This is a genomic window from Paenibacillus sp. N3/727 (assembly GCF_022637315.1).
Lineage (GTDB): Bacteria > Bacillota > Bacilli > Paenibacillales > Paenibacillaceae > Paenibacillus_AQ > Paenibacillus_AQ uliginis.
Genome location: NZ_CP093336.1, coordinates 934,853 through 953,128, shown reverse-complemented (window position 1 = coordinate 953,128; position 18,276 = coordinate 934,853). Strand labels below are relative to the sequence as shown.

At 49.5% G+C, this 18,276-nt stretch carries 17 protein-coding genes; 9 read left to right on the top strand and 8 right to left on the bottom strand.

Annotated features, from left to right (window positions below; genetic code table 11):
* Positions 1-238 precede the first annotated feature (238 nt).
* Both MNQ98_RS04270 and MNQ98_RS04265 read right to left on the bottom strand, forming a co-directional pair.
* A complete protein-coding gene (locus tag MNQ98_RS04270) occupies positions 239-1,333 on the bottom strand; it encodes a D-alanine--D-alanine ligase (RefSeq protein WP_241932067.1) in 1,095 nt (364 codons plus the stop codon).
* Positions 1,334-1,379: 46 nt separating this feature from the next.
* Positions 1,380-2,405: an amidase domain-containing protein gene (locus MNQ98_RS04265; protein ID WP_241932066.1), complete on the bottom strand. Its 1,026-nt coding sequence runs from the start codon at positions 2,403-2,405 to the stop codon at positions 1,380-1,382.
* Positions 2,406-2,688: 283 nt separating this feature from the next.
* Between MNQ98_RS04265 and acnA the strand changes: the two genes are divergently transcribed.
* The gene (gene acnA, locus MNQ98_RS04260; RefSeq protein WP_241932065.1) at positions 2,689-5,409 is read left to right on the top strand and encodes an aconitate hydratase AcnA; all 2,721 of its coding nucleotides are present in this window, start codon (positions 2,689-2,691) and stop codon (positions 5,407-5,409) included.
* A gap of 201 nt (positions 5,410-5,610) precedes the next feature.
* On the top strand, positions 5,611-5,775 hold the full coding sequence (locus MNQ98_RS04255; RefSeq protein ID WP_241932064.1) for a hypothetical protein: 165 nt from the start codon (positions 5,611-5,613) through the stop codon (positions 5,773-5,775).
* A gap of 18 nt (positions 5,776-5,793) precedes the next feature.
* Here MNQ98_RS04255 and MNQ98_RS04250 read toward each other — a convergent pair whose 3' ends face one another.
* The gene (locus MNQ98_RS04250; RefSeq protein ID WP_241932063.1) at positions 5,794-7,383 is read right to left on the bottom strand and encodes a bifunctional metallophosphatase/5'-nucleotidase; all 1,590 of its coding nucleotides are present in this window, start codon (positions 7,381-7,383) and stop codon (positions 5,794-5,796) included.
* Positions 7,384-7,598: 215 nt separating this feature from the next.
* Here MNQ98_RS04250 and MNQ98_RS04245 point away from each other — a divergent pair, with 215 nt between their 5' ends.
* The 5 genes from MNQ98_RS04245 to MNQ98_RS04225 all read left to right on the top strand — a co-directional run bounded on the left by MNQ98_RS04245 (position 7,599) and on the right by MNQ98_RS04225 (position 11,359).
* Complete coding sequence (locus MNQ98_RS04245; protein ID WP_481856757.1) at positions 7,599-8,585, top strand: phosphate/phosphite/phosphonate ABC transporter substrate-binding protein; 987 nt, start codon at positions 7,599-7,601, stop codon at positions 8,583-8,585.
* Positions 8,586-8,723: 138 nt separating this feature from the next.
* The gene (gene phnC, locus MNQ98_RS04240) at positions 8,724-9,497 is read left to right on the top strand and encodes a phosphonate ABC transporter ATP-binding protein (RefSeq protein WP_241932062.1); all 774 of its coding nucleotides are present in this window, start codon (positions 8,724-8,726) and stop codon (positions 9,495-9,497) included.
* Entirely contained in the window at positions 9,494-10,285 is a 792-nt protein-coding gene (gene phnE, locus MNQ98_RS04235; protein WP_241932061.1) for a phosphonate ABC transporter, permease protein PhnE, read from the top strand. Before phnC ends, phnE (MNQ98_RS04235) begins: the two co-directional genes overlap by 4 nt.
* Positions 10,282-11,085, top strand: a complete 804-nt coding sequence (gene phnE, locus MNQ98_RS04230) for a phosphonate ABC transporter, permease protein PhnE (protein WP_241932060.1) — start codon at positions 10,282-10,284, stop codon at positions 11,083-11,085. Before phnE (MNQ98_RS04235) ends, phnE (MNQ98_RS04230) begins: the two co-directional genes overlap by 4 nt.
* Positions 11,086-11,176: 91 nt before the next feature.
* Positions 11,177-11,359: a DUF2524 domain-containing protein gene (locus MNQ98_RS04225; protein WP_241932059.1), complete on the top strand. Its 183-nt coding sequence runs from the start codon at positions 11,177-11,179 to the stop codon at positions 11,357-11,359.
* Between the two features lie 55 nt (positions 11,360-11,414).
* On the opposite strand, the gene MNQ98_RS04220 is transcribed toward MNQ98_RS04225, so the two are convergent.
* Complete coding sequence (locus MNQ98_RS04220; RefSeq protein WP_241932058.1) at positions 11,415-12,155, bottom strand: IclR family transcriptional regulator; 741 nt, start codon at positions 12,153-12,155, stop codon at positions 11,415-11,417.
* Between the two features lie 212 nt (positions 12,156-12,367).
* Between MNQ98_RS04220 and MNQ98_RS04215 the strand changes: the two genes are divergently transcribed.
* Together MNQ98_RS04215 and MNQ98_RS04210 are read left to right on the top strand one after the other, a co-directional pair.
* The gene (locus MNQ98_RS04215) at positions 12,368-13,369 is read left to right on the top strand and encodes an alpha/beta hydrolase (protein ID WP_241932057.1); all 1,002 of its coding nucleotides are present in this window, start codon (positions 12,368-12,370) and stop codon (positions 13,367-13,369) included.
* A gap of 150 nt (positions 13,370-13,519) precedes the next feature.
* Positions 13,520-14,701, top strand: a complete 1,182-nt coding sequence (locus MNQ98_RS04210) for a Fe-Mn family superoxide dismutase (RefSeq protein WP_241932056.1) — start codon at positions 13,520-13,522, stop codon at positions 14,699-14,701.
* A gap of 88 nt (positions 14,702-14,789) precedes the next feature.
* Here the strand turns inward: MNQ98_RS04210 and folE are convergent, their stop codons facing one another.
* From folE to lepB, 4 genes are all read right to left on the bottom strand, one after another.
* A complete protein-coding gene (gene folE / locus MNQ98_RS04205; protein WP_241932055.1) occupies positions 14,790-15,383 on the bottom strand; it encodes a GTP cyclohydrolase I FolE in 594 nt (197 codons plus the stop codon).
* Positions 15,384-15,432: 49 nt separating this feature from the next.
* On the bottom strand, positions 15,433-15,666 hold the full coding sequence (locus tag MNQ98_RS04200) for a YneF family protein (protein ID WP_241932054.1): 234 nt from the start codon (positions 15,664-15,666) through the stop codon (positions 15,433-15,435).
* A 128-nt stretch (positions 15,667-15,794) separates the two neighbouring features.
* A complete protein-coding gene (gene queG, locus MNQ98_RS04195) occupies positions 15,795-17,636 on the bottom strand; it encodes a tRNA epoxyqueuosine(34) reductase QueG (RefSeq protein WP_241932053.1) in 1,842 nt (613 codons plus the stop codon).
* Positions 17,637-17,664: 28 nt separating this feature from the next.
* Positions 17,665-18,267, bottom strand: a complete 603-nt coding sequence (gene lepB / locus MNQ98_RS04190; RefSeq protein ID WP_241932052.1) for a signal peptidase I — start codon at positions 18,265-18,267, stop codon at positions 17,665-17,667.
* Between the last annotated feature and the right edge of the window lie 9 nt (positions 18,268-18,276).

Genomic DNA, 18,276 nt, shown 5'->3' with positions numbered 1-18,276 from the left:
TATGCGCGGACTCCCCTTGGTATTCACTTACTATAAGAGGTTGTTCAAAAAATCCGCTTTTGATCACGAAGTGAATCAGGAAGTGGGCTCGGCATCGAATCTTGAATTCAGCCGGTCCTTCCGGTGCTCACGTACCCAAAACGTACGCTCCGCTCCTCAGTCCCTAGCTTCATCCAACCTTCTCGGTGCTGAAAACCGACCTTTTTGAACACGCACTATAATACTTACATTTCGTTTCTTAAGCTTCATTCTCGTAAACCAATGCCTGCTTGCGGTTATGCCGCTCGAGTCCCAGATCAATCATCCGGTCAAGCAGTTCGCGGTAAGATACGCCAGTCTCTCTCCAGAGCAGCGGATACATACTGTAAGGTGTAAAGCCCGGCATTGTATTCACTTCATTAATAAGAATAGCACTATCCGAGCGCCGAATAAAGAAGTCAGCCCGCGTAATACCATTGCCTTCAATAGCTTTGAATGCCGTAATGGCAAGTTCCCGCAGCTGATCAGCCGTATCCGGCTCCACCGGAGCAGGAATGAGCATCTCTGACTGTCCATCCGTGTATTTTGCCGCATAATCATAGTATTCACTGGAAGAGACAATCTCACCCGGTACCGAAGCCATTGGCTCGTCATTGCCAAGTACGCTGACTTCAACCTCGCGAGCATCCACAAATTCTTCCACAATAATTTTGTTATCAAAACGCAGTGCTGTCTCAATCGCGCTTCTCAGTTCCTCAGCATCTCTCGCTTTCGAAATTCCGACGCTTGAGCCCAGATTAGCCGGTTTTACAAAGCAAGGATAACCAAGTTCGTCCTCCATACGCTGCAGCAGTTCATGACTGCTCCGCTCCCACTGGGATCGGTTGAAATAGCAATATTTGCACTGCGGCAGGTCCGCTTGTGCAAACAGCTTCTTCATGACTCCTTTATCCATGCCCGCCGCTGAAGCAAGTACACCCGTTCCGACATAAGGAACATCCGCCATCTCGAATAGTCCCTGAATCGTGCCGTCCTCACCAAAGGTGCCGTGAAGAAGCGGGAACATAATATCAACCGCTGTTTCCTCGTTACCGTACAGTCTGCTGAAGACCGCATTGAGCGCAGCTTGTGTACCTTCTCCGTCCTCAAGCTTCAGCTCTGAGGCATCTGAGAACGGTGCAGCGAGCTTGCCGCCGATTCTCCACGTTCCCTGTTTAGTAATATAGAAAGGAATAATTTCGTATTTATCAAAATCGAAGGCGTTCATGACCGCAAAGGCCGTCGAAAGCGAAACCTCATGTTCTCCCGATTTACCGCCATATACTAATCCTACCGTTAATTTGTCCTGTCCCATGCGAAACCTCTCTTTTTTACGAATTGTAGCATATCATGCTGTCACGCTAAAAGTAATCGGGTATATGGTAAAAACGGTACATGGTATTATCATTCCAGGCATACGAGTCACGATAATCCCAGTAACGGTGCTTGCTGCTGACCGTATGAGCGTTCACAAGCGGCATACCACCGGCATCAAATGCCGTAACGATCGTACTGTGCTGAAATGCTCCGTCTCCATCCCAATCATAGACGATGACATCCCCGAGCATCAGCTGCTCCGGACGCTCCACCATTTCCGCTCTTAAACCGGAAGTACTGGTGTTCAAATACCGAGCGAAGCTGTTCGAAACCGCCCAGCTGTAGCTCCACCATTCCCGGCTGTTCACATAACCCTTGTACCACCATCCCGTTTCTCTTTTACCAGTATAGTGGATTGGGGCTTTGCCTGCAAAGAGGCATTGAGAGATATAATTCGTGCAATCCACAGCAAATGTCGTAAACTCCGGGTTGCCCGAATCCCACCACTTATCAGCGTATGAGGCAGCCGCTTCCCGTTCGTAACGGCCTGTGCGTGAATGGGTTCCTGCTGCATAAACTCCATTGTTGATCAAAGGTATGGAAGGAACGGGACCTGTGGCTTCATGATGGGCATTAAATTCTCTATCAGGCTCATTCAAAGGATGTCGTTCATCTTCAATCCGCTCCACGCCAACAATAAGCCAGGCGTCACCGTCGCGTACAACCGTCAACCGTTCCTGGCTGATGGTGTCTTCCCGATGAGTCACGCCTCTTTTTTCATAAAAGAACACCGTGTGCAGGCGGACATCCGCTACAACATCGTCCTCCGTCTCCCGAAGGATGCGGTGGAGCTTCGCTCTTGTCTCGCTCTTCTGGGGAATTACCTCCCGCTCGGCGTACCAGGCCTGAATGCGGAACTGCCTTTCTCCCCGCTCCATCAGATAATCGAGATCGGTCACGATTTGTTCTCTCAGGCCCGATCCGTAATCCACCCGGCTCTGGTTATATTGATCCACATAAGTATACAAAGCATTTTTCCAAGGTCGCTGTGCTTCTTTCGTTTTCACCATCTTCTTCGCCCCTTTCCGGACTTTCCATCGCCGTCATCATCCCGGGAAGATATACATAACACATTATATGAAGAAACAGGCCCCGCTATGAACCGAGCTTTTCGCCCGTAAACAGCTGGAAAATTGGGCATAAATAAGCTCGTGGAAATGCGTTATTTCCTGCAAAAAATGCTTTACGTCAGAACTTGTAAACGTTATACTTAAAGTAAGTTAAATTTTGAAATTGTGTTTCACCTAATGAAACGACTGTGAAAAAATCGATATGACTCAAGGAGGTTCATCTATGTCAGTTAAGGACCAATTTTCGATCTCCCGAACGCTTGAGGTGGGCGGGAAAAATTACCGTTATTTCAGCTTGCAGGCTCTGGAAGAGCAAGGACATGGCAGTGTATCGAAGCTTCCATTCTCCATTCGGGTATTGCTTGAAGCGGCTGTCCGCCAATTTGATGGACGTGCAATTACGGAAGAACATGTGAAGCAACTCTCCAAATGGAATGAAGGACTGGACAGCAATAAAGAAATCCCATTCATTCCGGCCCGTATCGTATTGCAGGATTTCACCGGTGTACCGGTCGTTGTAGACCTTGCAGCCATGCGTGATACGGTTAAAAAATCCGGCGGAGATCCGAAGCAGATCAATCCACTCGTACCTGTTGATCTCGTTATCGACCACTCGGTTATGGTTGACGCTTTCGGTACCGACCAAGCTCTCGAATATAATATGAAAGTAGAATTCGAGCGTAACGAAGAGCGCTATCGCTTCCTTCGCTGGGCTCAAACTGCATTCAATAACTTTCGTGCTGTTCCTCCGGGAACGGGTATCGTTCACCAAGTTAACCTGGAGTATCTCGCATCCGTAGCAGCAACGAAGACGGTTGATGGCGAAACACTTGTCTTCCCAGATTCCCTCGTGGGTACAGACTCCCATACGACCATGATCAACGGTCTCGGCGTTGTTGGCTGGGGTGTCGGCGGCATTGAGGCGGAAGCTGGTATGCTCGGACAACCACTTTATTTCGTAACACCTGAGGTTATTGGCTTTAAGCTGACAGGCAGTCTGGCAGAAGGCGCTACAGCAACCGACCTGGCTCTGACCGTTACTCAAATGCTCCGCAAAAAAGGCGTTGTCGGCAAATTCGTTGAATTCTATGGCCCGGGCCTGGCCAATATCAGTCTGGCTGACCGTGCGACCGTAGCGAACATGGCTCCAGAATATGGTGCTACCATCGGCTTCTTCCCGGTTGACGACGAGACACTCGCATATCTCCGGAATACGGGCCGCCCTGATGATCAGGTTGAACTCGTGGAAACTTACTATAAAGCACAGAATATGTTCCGCACAGCTGAAACAGCTGATCCGGAATTTACAGATGTTATCGAGCTGGATCTGGCTTCGGTTGTACCAAGCTTGGCTGGTCCTAAACGGCCACAGGACCGTATTGAGCTCACGAATATGAAAGACAACTTTAACGACATTATCCGTACCCCGATCGATAAAGGCGGTTACGGTCTAAGCGATGAGAAAATCGAGCAGAAAGTAACTGTTAGCCATAAAGACGGCACAACTAGTGAAATGGGAGCCGGCGCGGTTGTTATTGCAGCGATCACGAGCTGTACTAACACATCCAACCCGAGCGTTATGCTGGGTGCAGGTCTCCTAGCGAAAAAAGCGGTTGAGCGTGGTCTGAAAAAACCAGGCTACGTGAAGAGCAGCTTGACCCCAGGCTCTCTTGTTGTTACAGACTACTTGGAGAAGGCAGGCCTTCTGCATTATCTGGAAGCACTCGGCTTCTACGTTGCCGGCTATGGCTGTGCAACTTGTATCGGTAACTCCGGTCCGCTTCCGGACGAAGTCAGCCAGGCTATCACAGATAATGACATGACTGTTGCGGCTGTACTCTCCGGTAACCGTAACTTTGAAGGTCGTGTTCACGCACAGGTCAAAGCTAACTACCTGGGTTCGCCGCCGCTCGTCGTAGCTTACGCGCTGGCTGGTACGGTAAACATCGATCTGCAGAACGATCCAATCGGCTACGATCCGAACAATGAACCGGTATATTTGAAGGATATCTGGCCAACAAGTGCGGAAATCCGCGAAGCGATCGGCCAATCCGTAAGCGCGGATGCATTCCGCAGCAAATACGCGAACGTATTTACTGCCAACGAGCGCTGGAACGCGATTCCTGTACCAGAAGGCGAGCTGTATGAGTGGGATAACCAATCCACCTACATTCAGAATCCTCCGTTCTTCGAAGATCTTGGAAACGGCCTGAACGATATTCAAGATATCCGCGAAGCTCGTGTACTTGCTTTGCTGAGTGATTCCGTAACAACGGATCATATCTCTCCGGCCGGTAACATTGCAGTGAACAGCCCAGCAGGCGTTTACCTGAACGAACGCGGTGTTGCACGTAAAGACTTCAACTCCTACGGTTCCCGCCGTGGTAATCACGAAGTCATGATGCGCGGTACTTTCGCTAACATCCGGATCCGCAACCAGGTTGCTCCAGGTACAGAAGGCGGCGTGACGACTTACCTGCCAACCGACGAAGTGATGTCCATCTACGACGCTTCGATGAACTACCAAGATGGCGGTCAGAATCTGATCGTTATTGCGGGTAAAGAGTACGGTACAGGCAGCTCCCGTGACTGGGCGGCAAAAGGTACCTACCTGCTTGGCGTCAAAGCTGTACTGGCAGAAAGCTTCGAGCGGATTCACCGTTCCAACCTTGTAGGCATGGGTGTTCTGCCACTTCAGTTCCAGGAAGGACATGGATGGCAGAACCTTGGGCTGAACGGACGTGAGACATTTGATGTTCTCGGCCTGGACAACAACGTGAAGCCGGGTCAAGAGCTGATCGTTGTCGCCACCCGCGAAGACGGCACTCGTTTCGAAATCCCTGTCATTGCTCGTCTGGACAGCATGGTCGATGTGGACTACTACCATAACGGTGGTATCCTGCAAACGGTGCTTCGTCAGATGATCGCAAATAACCAGAAATAACACACACGACCGGCGCTTTAGCCTTAGTGAAAAATCCCCATCTTCTTTTCAGGAAGGTGGGGATCTTTGTATTTGCTAAGACTTTTCTCCCCTTTTTGGTAAAAAACGTTTCAAAACTCATCGCAGGTGGTTAAAATGTAAAAAATCATTTATTCAAATCCGGTATATCTATACAAATCCCGGCATTAGGAGGATTGTCACATGCTGACTATACATACAATGACACCGTTCCATCACCAGTACCCGCGGCCGCAAACCGTTAATACCATCAAGAGGGAACAGACTGGGAAGAAGCGCATTACCTTTCATGAAATTCTGAAACAACAAATGAATGAAAAAAAACGAAACGTTAATATTTACCGTTAACCGTACCTGTGATACCGGTCACCGCCCCGCGATCACTCTCCAGTTGGAATTGCATGTTGCAGTTATGGTCCCCTGCTTCACTATATAGTCGGTTACCAGATCAGACATATCAATTTGAATCTCCCTTATGACTGGCTTCCCATTGTACATGTCGTAATCCCCACCCCCTCCGGCACGGTAATTGTTCATGACAACATCAAGTTCCATCTCTTCCGTGAGCGCTGCCCCGCCCCGGCTTAGCTTGACTACTCGCCGGCCGATTGGCCTGGAGACGTCCAATTCATATTCGATGCCTTCCCACATATCGTAATTGTAATGCTGCGCCTTCGGCTCTAAGTAAGCCGGACTCACACCCAGTCGTCCGCCCGAATCAAGCATGAAGTAAGCGGCGGTCTGCTCCAGCGCCGCCCGGATATCCCTGCCGGTTAGCCTCAATACAGTCAGCGTATTCGGGTACATGAAGTTCGTTAAGACATCCCTCATCGTAATCACGGGCCCGAACCCCGCCGACTCGTTATTCAGCAGTGCCGTATTCGATACCTCCACCCCCGCCACATCCATTTGCACCTTGTTTACAAACTCAATGAAAGGGTGATCGGCAGATCGGCAGGCCAGCGGGTCGGATATCGTCAGATCGCCGATCACATGACCTATCGGCCGATCGAGCCAGTCCTGCGTCTCGGTCTCGATCTCACGTGTCAGTTCTAACACCGTATCATCCGCCTCTACCGTCTCATCAGGGATAAGCAGTTCCGCCCTCTTCTCCTGTATTCTCCATCCACCCTCGGCCTTTCTGGCAAAATCAACTGTAATCCTGCCGAGCGCTTGTCCGTTGCAACCCGGTTGCACGATAGTAACTCCCCCTGCCTGACCAGCTAAAAGCCGATGCTGGTGTCCAGTGATCAGCACATCGATGCCGTCAACTTCCATGCACATCACGTATGCCTGATTCTCACTGGTCAATCTCTTCGCTGGGTCGCCGGTAAGCAATTCGCGTTCAAATCCGCCGTGGTAAGTGACCACCAGCAGGTCCGGCTGTTCTTCTCGCCTAATGCGGGGGACCCAGGCCCTGACCGTTTCTAGAGCATCTCTGAATTGCAGGCCCTGAATATGTGCCGGATTCTCCCAGTGAGGGATATAATGCGTCGTCACGCCCAGAATCGCTACTTTAACTTCGTTTCCTACAACCTTTACAATATACGGTTTACCAAAAGCAGGCTCACCCGTCTCCGAATCCACAATTCCTGCTGACAGCCAAGGAAAATCCGATTCGCCGATCACCCGCTTCAGCAAATCCATTCCATAGTTAAATTCATGATTCCCCAGCACGGCAGCATTATAATGTAGCTCATTAAGAACGGTTACCGCAGGATACACACCGTCCCTATGTTTCAATGCGTATGCAGCGAGCGGAGTCCCTTGAATCAAATCTCCATTGTCCACTAGCAGCAGCTCCGGCGCCCGTAGCCGTTCTGCACGAATCATCGTTGCTATTTTGGCTAGACCGAAGTTCCGCTCCTCGCGAGTCCGGTAATCCGTCGGATATATATGCCCATGAATATCGCTTGTAACCAGTATTTCGCACGTAATCTGATGGTTATCCTCCATATCTGCACTCCCTTATTCCTAGTTTAGACCAGCCTTCTTACCGGACTCTTAAAGTTTATCAAGTAAAATCAAGTTTTATATTAAAATTACATGCTTTTACAAAAAATTATCATTCGGATAACAACAGATTAATAAACTGTTTTTATAGTTATATAAGTAATGAAAAATAGAATGTGTGGAGGTCATATCGTTTGAGAAAAATCGCGAAGTTCGTTATGCCCCTGTTCTTATCCATCGCAGTCATAAGCGGTTGCGGGACTAACTCCCCGGCCAGCAGCACCACTAAAGAAGCGGCCGCTAATAATAGCGCGGCAAACTCCGCTCAAGACAAACCGCAAGATAACGCCTCGAATAACGCAACAACGACGGACACCGGTTACGTTCCCGAAAAGCTCACCGTACAGTTTGTCCCTTCCCAAAATGCGGATACGCTTGAAGCCAAGGCCAAACCATTGGAAAAGCTGCTGTCCGACCGGCTTGGCATACCGGTAAAAGTGAGCGTGTCGACCGACTATAACACGATTATCGAAGCGATGGCTTCCAAAAAAGTCGATGTCGGCTTCCTTCCTCCAACCGCTTATGTCCTTGCTAAAGAAAAAGGCGCCGCAGAAGTAATCCTTCAAGCCCAACGCTATGGAGTAAAAGATGAGACCGGTGAGCCAACAGATGGGCTGGTCGACTTCTACAAAGCGATGATCATCGTAAAGAAAGACTCCGAAATCAAGACCGTTGCCGATCTGAAGGGCAAAAAAATCGCCTACCAGAACGTGACCTCATCCGCAGGTTATGTATGGCCTGCTGGGGAGCTGATCGAGGCCGGACTGGACCCGTTGAAAGACGTAGAAGCCATCACCGTAAAAGGCCATGACCAAGGCGTTCTCGCTGTATTGAACGGCGATGTAGATGCAGCCGCGATTTTCCAGGATGCACGGAATATCGTGAAGAACGACTATCCGAACGTTTTTGAGGATACTCGCGTCCTGACTTATACCGAGAAAATTCCGAATGATACCGTTACCGTTCGCTCCGATATGAGCCCAGAATGGATCGAGAAGCTCCAAAACGCCTTCATTGAGATCGGCAAGGACACCGAAGGCCACGCCATTATTGCCGATATTTATACGCACGAGGGCTATGTGAAATCGGAGGACAGTATCTTCGAAATCGTCCGTGAATATGGCGAGAAGGTCAAGACCGAATAGTCTGACGAACCCGGCCCCTCATCGCATTGAGGAATCGAGGTTGATGATGGGTATTTTTGAAGAGCCAGTCAGAGTGCTATCTGCACTGTGGCTGGCTATGCTATTTTTTACGATAATGCATAAAGGAATGGTGTTTACGTGATAGAGATGCGCAATGTATCCAAGGTATATCCCAATGGGACAAAGGGGCTGAACCAGATCAATCTGACGATAGACAAAGGGGAATTTGTAGCCATTGTCGGACTGTCGGGTGCTGGCAAGTCAACTTTGCTACGCTCCATGAACCGCCTTCATGACATTACCGAAGGCGACATCCTCATTGACGGAAAATCCATAACAAAAGCATCCGGCAAACCGCTACGGAAGATTCGCCGGGATATCGGCATGATCTTCCAGAGCTTCAACCTGGTCAAGCGCACCACCGTACTTCGCAATGTACTCGCGGGCCGCGTCGGTTATCACTCTACCCTGCGCACGGTGCTTGGACTGTTTCCGAAGAAGGATATCGACTTGGCTTTTCAGGCACTGGACCGCGTCAATATCGTTGAGAAGGCCTATTCGCGAGCTGACGAGCTCTCCGGCGGACAGCAGCAGCGTGTAGCGATCGCCCGCGTTCTGGCACAGGAAGCCAAATACATCTTAGCCGATGAACCCGTAGCTTCTTTGGACCCCCTAACCACAACGCAGGTCATGGATGACTTGAAACGGATCAATCTGGAGTTCGACATCACGACGATCGTGAATTTGCACTTTGTTGATTTAGCCCGTCAATACGCCACGCGGATTATCGGCCTTCGGGCAGGGAAGGTTGTATTCGACGGCCCCGTATCGGAAGCGACGGATGAGCGTTTTGCGGAAATTTACGGACGCCCCCTGAAGCAGGACGAATTGTTGGGAGAACCCATTCTATGAATATCAAGATGGAATCGGAACGCCCTCAAGCCCCAAGCAAGCTGAAGCATTATTTGACCGCGGCCGTCATTCTTCTGCTGCTATGGGGAAGCGCCGTTCAGACGGACGCCACAATTAAGGAACTTGTCGAGGGAGTACCCAATATGCTGGATCTCCTCAAGGAAATGTTCCCGCCGAAGTGGAGTTACTTCGACAATATCCTGGACGCCATGCTGGAAACGATCCGCATGGCGTTAGTGGGCACGACACTCGGCGCGATTGCAGCCGTTCCGGTCGCCCTTCTGTGCGCAAGCAATTTGACAAAGAGCAAGTGGGTTCATCACCCGGTCCGTCTTATATTAAATCTCATCCGGACGATCCCGGATTTGCTCTTGGCCGCGATATTTGTGGCCATTTTCGGGCTCGGACCTTTACCTGGCATATTCGCTCTATCTGTGTTCTCGTTAGGCTTGATTGCCAAGCTCACTTATGAAGCGCTGGAGACCATTGATCGCGGACCTCTGGAAGCGATGACCTCTGTCGGTGCCAACTCCGTGCAGCGTATCGTTTACGGCGTTATTCCGCAGATTCAGGCTCACTTCATCTCGTTCGTCCTCTACACATTCGAAATCAACGTTCGGGCGGCCGCGATTCTCGGCCTGGTCGGCGCCGGGGGCATCGGCCATTATTATGAAGTCACGTTAGGATTTCTGGAATACGACAAGACGTGCATGATTATTATTTTCACACTAGCTGTCGTTCTGATCATCGATTATATAAGCACGAAGATGCGGGAGAAATTGTTATGACGAAATCCTGGAATGAAATTGTACTGAAACCGAAAAAAAGCCGTTATCGATGGCTTATCTATGTACTCCTTGCTGCAATTTACATTTGGGCCTTTGCCGGCATCCCGTATACGGGAATCAAAGAAACGGCAGGTCAAATTACAGCAGCGATTATGTCCGGCATCTTCTCGCCTGACTGGGATTACGTTTACTTGCCTGATGGCGAGGACTTGCTCCGAGGACTGCTGGACACACTGGCGATTTCTATTTTAGGCACTATCATTTCTACGGTGCTCTGTATTCCGTTCGCCTTCTGGGCCGCAGTCAATATGAGCCGGTCAAAGTGGGTGTCCGGATCGGGTAAGCTGGTTCTAAGCTTTATTCGAACCTTCCCGGAAATCATCATGGCAATTCTGTTCATCAAGGCAGTGGGACCCGGATCCTTTGCAGGCGTGTTAGCCCTCGGACTACATTCCGTCGGGATGCTCGGGAAGCTGTTTGCCGACGAGGTGGAGAACATGGACAATGGTCCCACAGAGGCGCTGATCGCCTCAGGAGCAAGCCGTCTACAAATCCTTTGGTTTGCCGTCATCCCCCAAGTCCTGCCTGGTTTTTTGTCGTACACGTTATACCGGTTTGAGATTAATCTGCGCTCCGCAACGATTCTCGGTGTGATCGGCGCAGGGGGCATCGGAACTCCGTTGATCTTCGCATTGAGCTCCCGCAACTGGGACCGCGTCGGAATCATTTTGCTCGGAATCATCATTATGATTACCGTGATTGATATGATTTCGGGAGCAATTCGGAGGAAGCTAGTGTAGTTTAGTCAGACCTTGGGGGCAATGAATAAGTTGAGGTGAATCCTCCATAATAGGGAAAGAGTATAAATAATGGAATGAAGGAGGATTGGATATGCTGGAGAACCTCGAAAGTAATTATGACTGCTCCCGGGCTGGAGACGACCTTCATCAGCTCAAGCAGGAGCTGGCAGCCCTTCGGGGCCTGGGTGCAGAAGATACGGAAACTCAGGAACGAATAAACCGGATGGAGAATCAAATCTCGTTCATTATGAACAAGTGTGATATTAACCGTTAAAACAAACAACCGGACATCCAAATATGGAAGTCCGGTTGTTTTGTTTCCTGAATCATCAAATCATCAGGCCCATTTCTCTTGCCGCTTCCTTGAGCACCGGGGCATATTCACGTAGCGTCTCTGCGGACAAACGGTTAACCGGCCCTGACATCGACAACGCCGCCGCAATTTTACCGCTCCGGTCTATGATCGGAACGGATACAGCCGCTGCGCCAGGCTCGCGTTCCTCAATACTTATCGCATAGCCCTTCTCCACAATTTCAACCAATTGACGGCGGTACTGCTCCTTGTCCACCACATCAGGCCAATTCGGCAAGTTGAGCAGCTCTTCCTGGTCCGAAGGAGACGCATAAGCCACCAGCACTTTGCTGGATGCTCCTACCGATAGCGGCAGTCGTGTACCCACCTGGGCAACCCGGCGTATCGCCTGATTGCTTTGTACGGCCTGTATACGGATACGTTCCGCACCATCCCGGAGATACAGGCTTACTGTTTCCCCCAGCCGATCGCGAAGCGATTCCATGGCGGGCAGCAGCAATACCGCCGGATCGTCACTGTGCGATAAATGCGTTGACAGCTCCCATATTTTCATCCCTAGCCGGTATTTGTCCGTTCGACTGTCCCGAACGACAAATCCTTTTTCCTCCAGAGTGGTCATCAGTCGATGTACCGTACTTTTATGCAGTCCAATGAGAGAGGAAATTTCCGTTAAAGCCAATTCATGATTCTTTGTAAAACACATTAATATATCAAGCGCCCGTTCAACGGCACGCACCGTTAATTTGCGATCTTCCATACCCGGTTTCCTCCTCTCGTGTTTCATCACATGAAACCTGGTTACAAGAATTATATGAGAAAAAAGACGGGAAGTAAACTGAAATTCCTCATTTTACATTTGTCTAACAATCTCCTAATTTACATTGACTTTGATCTCGTCCCGGCATACGATAAATATAATTTAAAAATTTTCATTTTAATGAAAGAATTCATGGTAAGGAGGGGCCACTCATGAGCATGGTCACTGGTAATAACGCCCCACTCTCCCAAATGAACGATACAACGACCGGTCTTTCTACCCGTATGATCCGGTTCAAACATATTTTGCTTGCTCTCATTCTGTCAGTCGTGTTCTTTCTCGTATTTTGCTTCATAGCTCTGCATGCCTATATCGCCTGGGTTTTGTCGAATCCTACCGTTGCCCCCCTCTACTCCAACCCGAAACTTGCGAAGGATATGGAATATGAGAATGTGCTTTTCCCTTCAATCGACGGGAAAAAGAATATGAGCGGCTGGTACATTCCTACGGAAAACTCCTCGCGAACGATCGTATTTAGCCATGGTTACGGAGCCAATCGTGAGGAAACGTGGATTCCGATGTACGACCTTGCCCACTACGCGCACAATCTGAACTTTAATGTGCTCATGTTCGATTATGGTTTTGCATCCCAGACCAGCAAAGAGGTTGCTACTGGAGGTAAAGAAGAGAAACGGCAGCTTCTCGGTGCCATTCAACTGGCCAAGCAGCGTGGTGCGAAGCAAATCGTCGTCTGGGGTTTCTCCATGGGAGCAGGAACGGCTTTACAGGCTGGTTTGGAAACCAAGGATGTCGATGCAATGATACTCGACAGCTCTTTTTTGCTGGAACCTGACACCCTGTATCACAACATTAAAAACCAGATTGATCTGCCCCGCCATCCGTCACTCGAAATATTGGAGCTGTTGTTTCCTGTCTTGAACGGCACGAGTCTCGACCAAATTCCTTACACGGAAGTTAAAAAGAACGACTATCCGTTCCCGACGCTATTCATACACGGTACGAAAGATGACAAAGCGCCTTATCCGATCGCGGAAAAAATTGCGGCCAACCAGACCCATCCCGATTCCGATTCGTGGATTGTCGAGGGCTCACGTCATGAACTCATATTCCGGGAATATCCACGCGAGTATTTACGCCGAGTGTCCACATTCCTCGGAAAGCTGCAATCTCCCGACGGACCTATGCCTGAATAATATACTGGTACAGCTAAACTTAATATGATCCACCCCAAAGTCCGCCTCATGGTATCAGATGCGGGCTTTTTTCTGCTGTTCAACTTCATAATACAGGCTGGTATACGAATATAGTTTCATAGTGAAGGAATGTGACAGGAGGAATAGTTCATGCTGTATATTTACGGAGCGATGCTCCCGGCAAGGATTTTGGAAGAAATCCGCTTCTGGAAACGTCAGGAGATGGAACATACGGAAGTCATTAAAGCGATTGTCCCCGGTCTCGAGGCTCCTTATGTCAAACTACTAGACGATTGGGCTGTTGTATTCGGAGAAACGGAAAAGGCCGCGGATCAGCTGCTCCGTCAAGTCCTTGCTTCTCCTGGCCCGCTGTCTCCACAACTTATCGCCCAGATCGAACTGCTGCTGCGGGTCTCCCTCGAACAATCGAAGGAATTCATACGCCATCTGTATATGATGAAGAGCAACAGTGCTGCCGTAAGGCAAGTCCCCCTTGCCGATACGGTACTGCTTCACATTATCCGGGAGTCGGAATATTTCATTGAGGTTCTGAATGAGCTCAGCGAACCCGGGGTACTGAGACGCCTGATCGATCATCCTGATCTTATCCCAGGTGTTTCAAAGGATCCGGTAGCCACACCGTTTCAGTTCGAAGAAATTGAAGCCGTCATCCAAAGCGTCTCCTCCCCCCCTTCCAAGCAACAACCTGTCCCTATCGGAGGTCACCGCCTCCCTCCACTTCCTTATCCGTATAATGCTCTTGAACCATACATTGATGAGAAGACCATGCGCATTCACCATGACAAACATCATCAAAGCTATGTTGACGGTCTTAACAAGGCAGAGACCAAGCTGGAGGAAGCTCGCAAAACCGGCAATTTCGATCTGATCAAGCATTGGGAGCGTGAGCTTGCGTTTAACGGCGCGGGCCATTATCTTCACACTTTATTCTGGACCATCATGAACCCGAAGGGCGGCGGAGCTCCCCAGGGAGAGCTTGCACAGCAAATCAAAAAAGACTTTGGAAGCTTCGAGCGATTCAAGAAGCAGTTTACGGAAGCGGCGGACAAGGTCGAGGGTGGCGGCTGGGCGATCCTGGTCTGGAGCCCCCGCAGCCACCGTCTAGAAATACTGCAGGCTGAAAAACATCAAAACTTGTCCCAGTGGGATGTCGTCCCTATCCTCGCCCTCGATGTATGGGAGCACGCCTATTATCTCAAACACCAAAACCTTCGCGCGGATTACATCAAAGACTGGTGGAACGTCGTATATTGGCCAGAGGCAGCGGAGCGCTTCGAGCAGGCGAAGAAACTTATGTGGCAGCCTTTCTAAACCTCTCTATCACTTTCTTATCTCTCAAAAAAAGGCTCCGCCGAAAAACCGGCGGAGCCTTCTCTATATCACTCATCTAAGATGAGTCTTAGTTCTTAATCAGCGACATAAATTCGGCGCGCTGTGCCGAATCGCTTTGGAATGTTCCCCGTACCGCCGAAGTAATCGTCTTGCTGCCGGGTTTCTTAACGCCGCGAGAACACATGCACAGATGCTCACCTTCTACTACGACCATAACACCTTGTGGTTGAAGCACCTCAACCATAATATTCGCAATCTGGGAAGTGATACGCTCTTGTACTTGTAGTCGGCGCGTAACCGCCTCTACCAGGCGTGCAAGCTTGCTTAAGCCTGCAATCTTGCCACTAGGAACATAACCGATGTGCACTTTACCGAAAAACGGCGCCATATGGTGCTCGCATTGGCTGTAGTACACGATGTCCTTCACGATAACCAATTCCTCATGCTGCTCGTCAAACGTGACGCCGAGCACGTCACGGGGATCGATCTCGTAACCGGCAAAAATCTCCTCGTACATCCGTGTCACGCGGGCAGGTGTCTCCAGCAATCCCTCTCGCTCGGTATCTTCACCGATCAACTTAAGAATTTGCTCTACATGGTATTCAATCAGCTCACGATGTTCCCCAACTTTATTGTTAACATAATCTTTTACGCCCGCCACGGTATATCCCCCTTTCCGTTAAAAAACAAACGGTTATACTATTCATTGTTTATTTACGCTTGCGCCCTTGGCCTTTGCCCGGCGCAGGCTGGTTTTTCATCATTTGCTGCGCTTTCTGCATTTGTTTACCGTTCAGATTGTAACCCATCTGTTTAGCCATTTTTTGCAGCATTTGCGGATCACTTTGCATTTTCTCCAACTGTTTACGGAGATAAAACACACCGATAAAAAATCCGCCGACCAGACCCACGATTAATGTAATAATCGGAATAACAATATCCATGACTTGACCACCTTTTACATACTAATATTTACCATTTAATGGCGCATATACGAACCTATCATAGCATGTCCTTTTGAGGACAGCAAATGAAAAAACCGTGGGTCTTCGGTCTTTTTACCGCCTGATTTCTAAAGGCCTTTACGTTCCGGAATCGATCCTTCCAGCGAAAGCAGAGATCGTTTGATCTCCAGTCCTCCGCCGTAACCCACAAGCGTACCATCCATTCCAATTACTCGGTGGCAAGGAATGATAATCGGAACCGGATTTTTGTTATTCGCGCCTCCGACGGCACGAACCGCTTTCGGCCGTTCTATGGCGTCAGCAATATCTTTGTATGAACAGATTTCACCGTAAGGAATTTCCTTAAGGGCTTCCCATACCTGCAGCTGGAACTGAGTTCCACGCATATCAAGAGGTATCGTAAACTCCTTCAATGTCCCCTCAAAATACTGCTTTATCTGAGATGTAACGTCAGCCAGACGCTCTTCATTGCGCTCATATCCGACACCTCCAGCCCAGGTCCGCGACCACTGCTGCAGCACAGCCTCTTTGACGGTAAATGTGCCAAACTCAATCAGACACAGCCCCAGATCAGACGCAACAACCGTCAATGTTCCAATCGGCGTGTGTACCTCATTGTAATACAAAACATCACTTTCAATAGTCGGGGTAGCCATAGGTTCTACTCCCTTCGGTGAAGTGTTGACCGCAGGGTTGTCCAATACCGGCACTTCTTCTGATTTATGAGAAGAAGAATTCTGGCTGCCTTCTTGTTTCTCTGTCTCTGCTACTGCCTTAGTATCCGGCTGCAATTTATTCAAGGCTTGTGTCAGCATGTTACGTACTTTATGATCCTGTTCCGATTTCATGCCTTTTTCTAAGTTGTTCAAAGCTTCTTCGCCTCCAATGCGGCCCAGAGCCCATGCGGCAGTTCCCCGCAGCTCCGGACGCGGATCTTTCAGCAGCACCTCGCTGAGCTTCGGTACTGCCGAAGCGTCTTTAAAGTTGCCAAGGGCGATCACGGCATTGCGCTGAATCGGTTTCCTTCCGCGCCATGCTGCCGAAGTATCGCCGAATGTTTCCTTAAATTCGCGGTTGCTCATATCAAGGATTGGGAGAAGAAGCGGCTTTGCCTTTTCGGGATCAGGCTGCAATTCCTCGTGATGTGTCCAGTTCAAGCCTTTGTTCTTAGGACAGACGATTTGACAGGTATCACATCCATACAGCCTGTTACCGATTTTGCGCATCACTTCTTCATCCAGAAATCCTTTAGTTTGAGTAAGAAAAGATACACATCGCTGTGCGTTAAGCTGTCCCGGTCCCACTAGGGCACCTGTAGGGCAAGCATCAATACATTTGGTGCATTCTCCACAGTCTTCCGTCACCGGTGAGTCCGGCGGAAAAGGAATGCTGGTTACCATTTCACCAAGGTAAATCCAAGAACCGTATTTCGGAGAAATAATAGCACAGTTTTTAGCGCTGAAGCCGATTCCGGCCCGTTGTGAAACTGCTCTGTCAACCAAAGCTCCGGTATCTACCATGCTCTCAAGGACTGCATCCGGAACACGTTCACGGATGAATGCCTCAAGCTTCGCCATCGCTTCCCGTAACACATGGTGATAATCCCTACCCCAAGCCGAGCGGGCCATAATCCCCCGATATTTACCGGGCTCCGATTTGGGCGGATTGCTCATTTTGGACGGATAGGCTACAGCTATTGCAATGATCGAAGCCGGAGTCGTTCCCGGTAGTGAGGGAGTTACCCTTTTATCAAGATCAGGCTCTTCGAACCCGGATTCATACCCTTTATCCCGGTGCTTTTGCAGAATCGATTTCAGCGACACAAACGGGTCTGCCGAAGCGAACCCTATATCATCAATGCCCATGCTGGGCGCAGCCTGCTTCAGCTCCTCTTTCAGTTCCTCCCAAACGGAAGACGAAGGAGCGTAGGCTCCAAGTCGTGAAGTCATCTCCAGCGCCTCCTTTCCTGTTTGAGCTTTACAGTCCCTTTATTTTGGACAACGGCCAAAGAATAAACTCCGCCCGTCCTACGATGTCCGATTCCTTTACACTGCCGAATTCGCGGCTGTCCTTGCTCTTTCGAAGATGGCGGTTATCGCCCATGACAAAATAACGGCCTTCCTCTAAGGTAACCGGACCAAAATCAGGATCTTCGATCGGAACGTCTGTATAAGGTTCCTCTTGCGCCTCACCATTCACATAAAGAATATGTCCCTTGACCTCGACCGTGTCACCCGGAAGGCCAACAACTCTTTTTACAAGAAATTCCTTTCTGTCCGGACCGGTGCTTGGATCCTTCAGCACAATCACGTCACCGTGGTTTGGATCAGCAAAGCGGTATACCAATTTATTGATAAACAGCCGTTCGGACGCTTCCAGTGTTGGCTGCATCGATTCTCCTTTAACCATAGACAGATTAAAGACAAACATATTCAGTAGAACCATGATACAAAATGCAATGGCAATCGTCTTAACCCAATCCCACAGCTCAGCAGCCCAACTGTTCTTCTCGGCCGGTTTCCCTTGGGAATTCGATGCATCTCCATTCTCGCTCGAACCCGGTGGAATTACTTGTCCCATGCTACACCT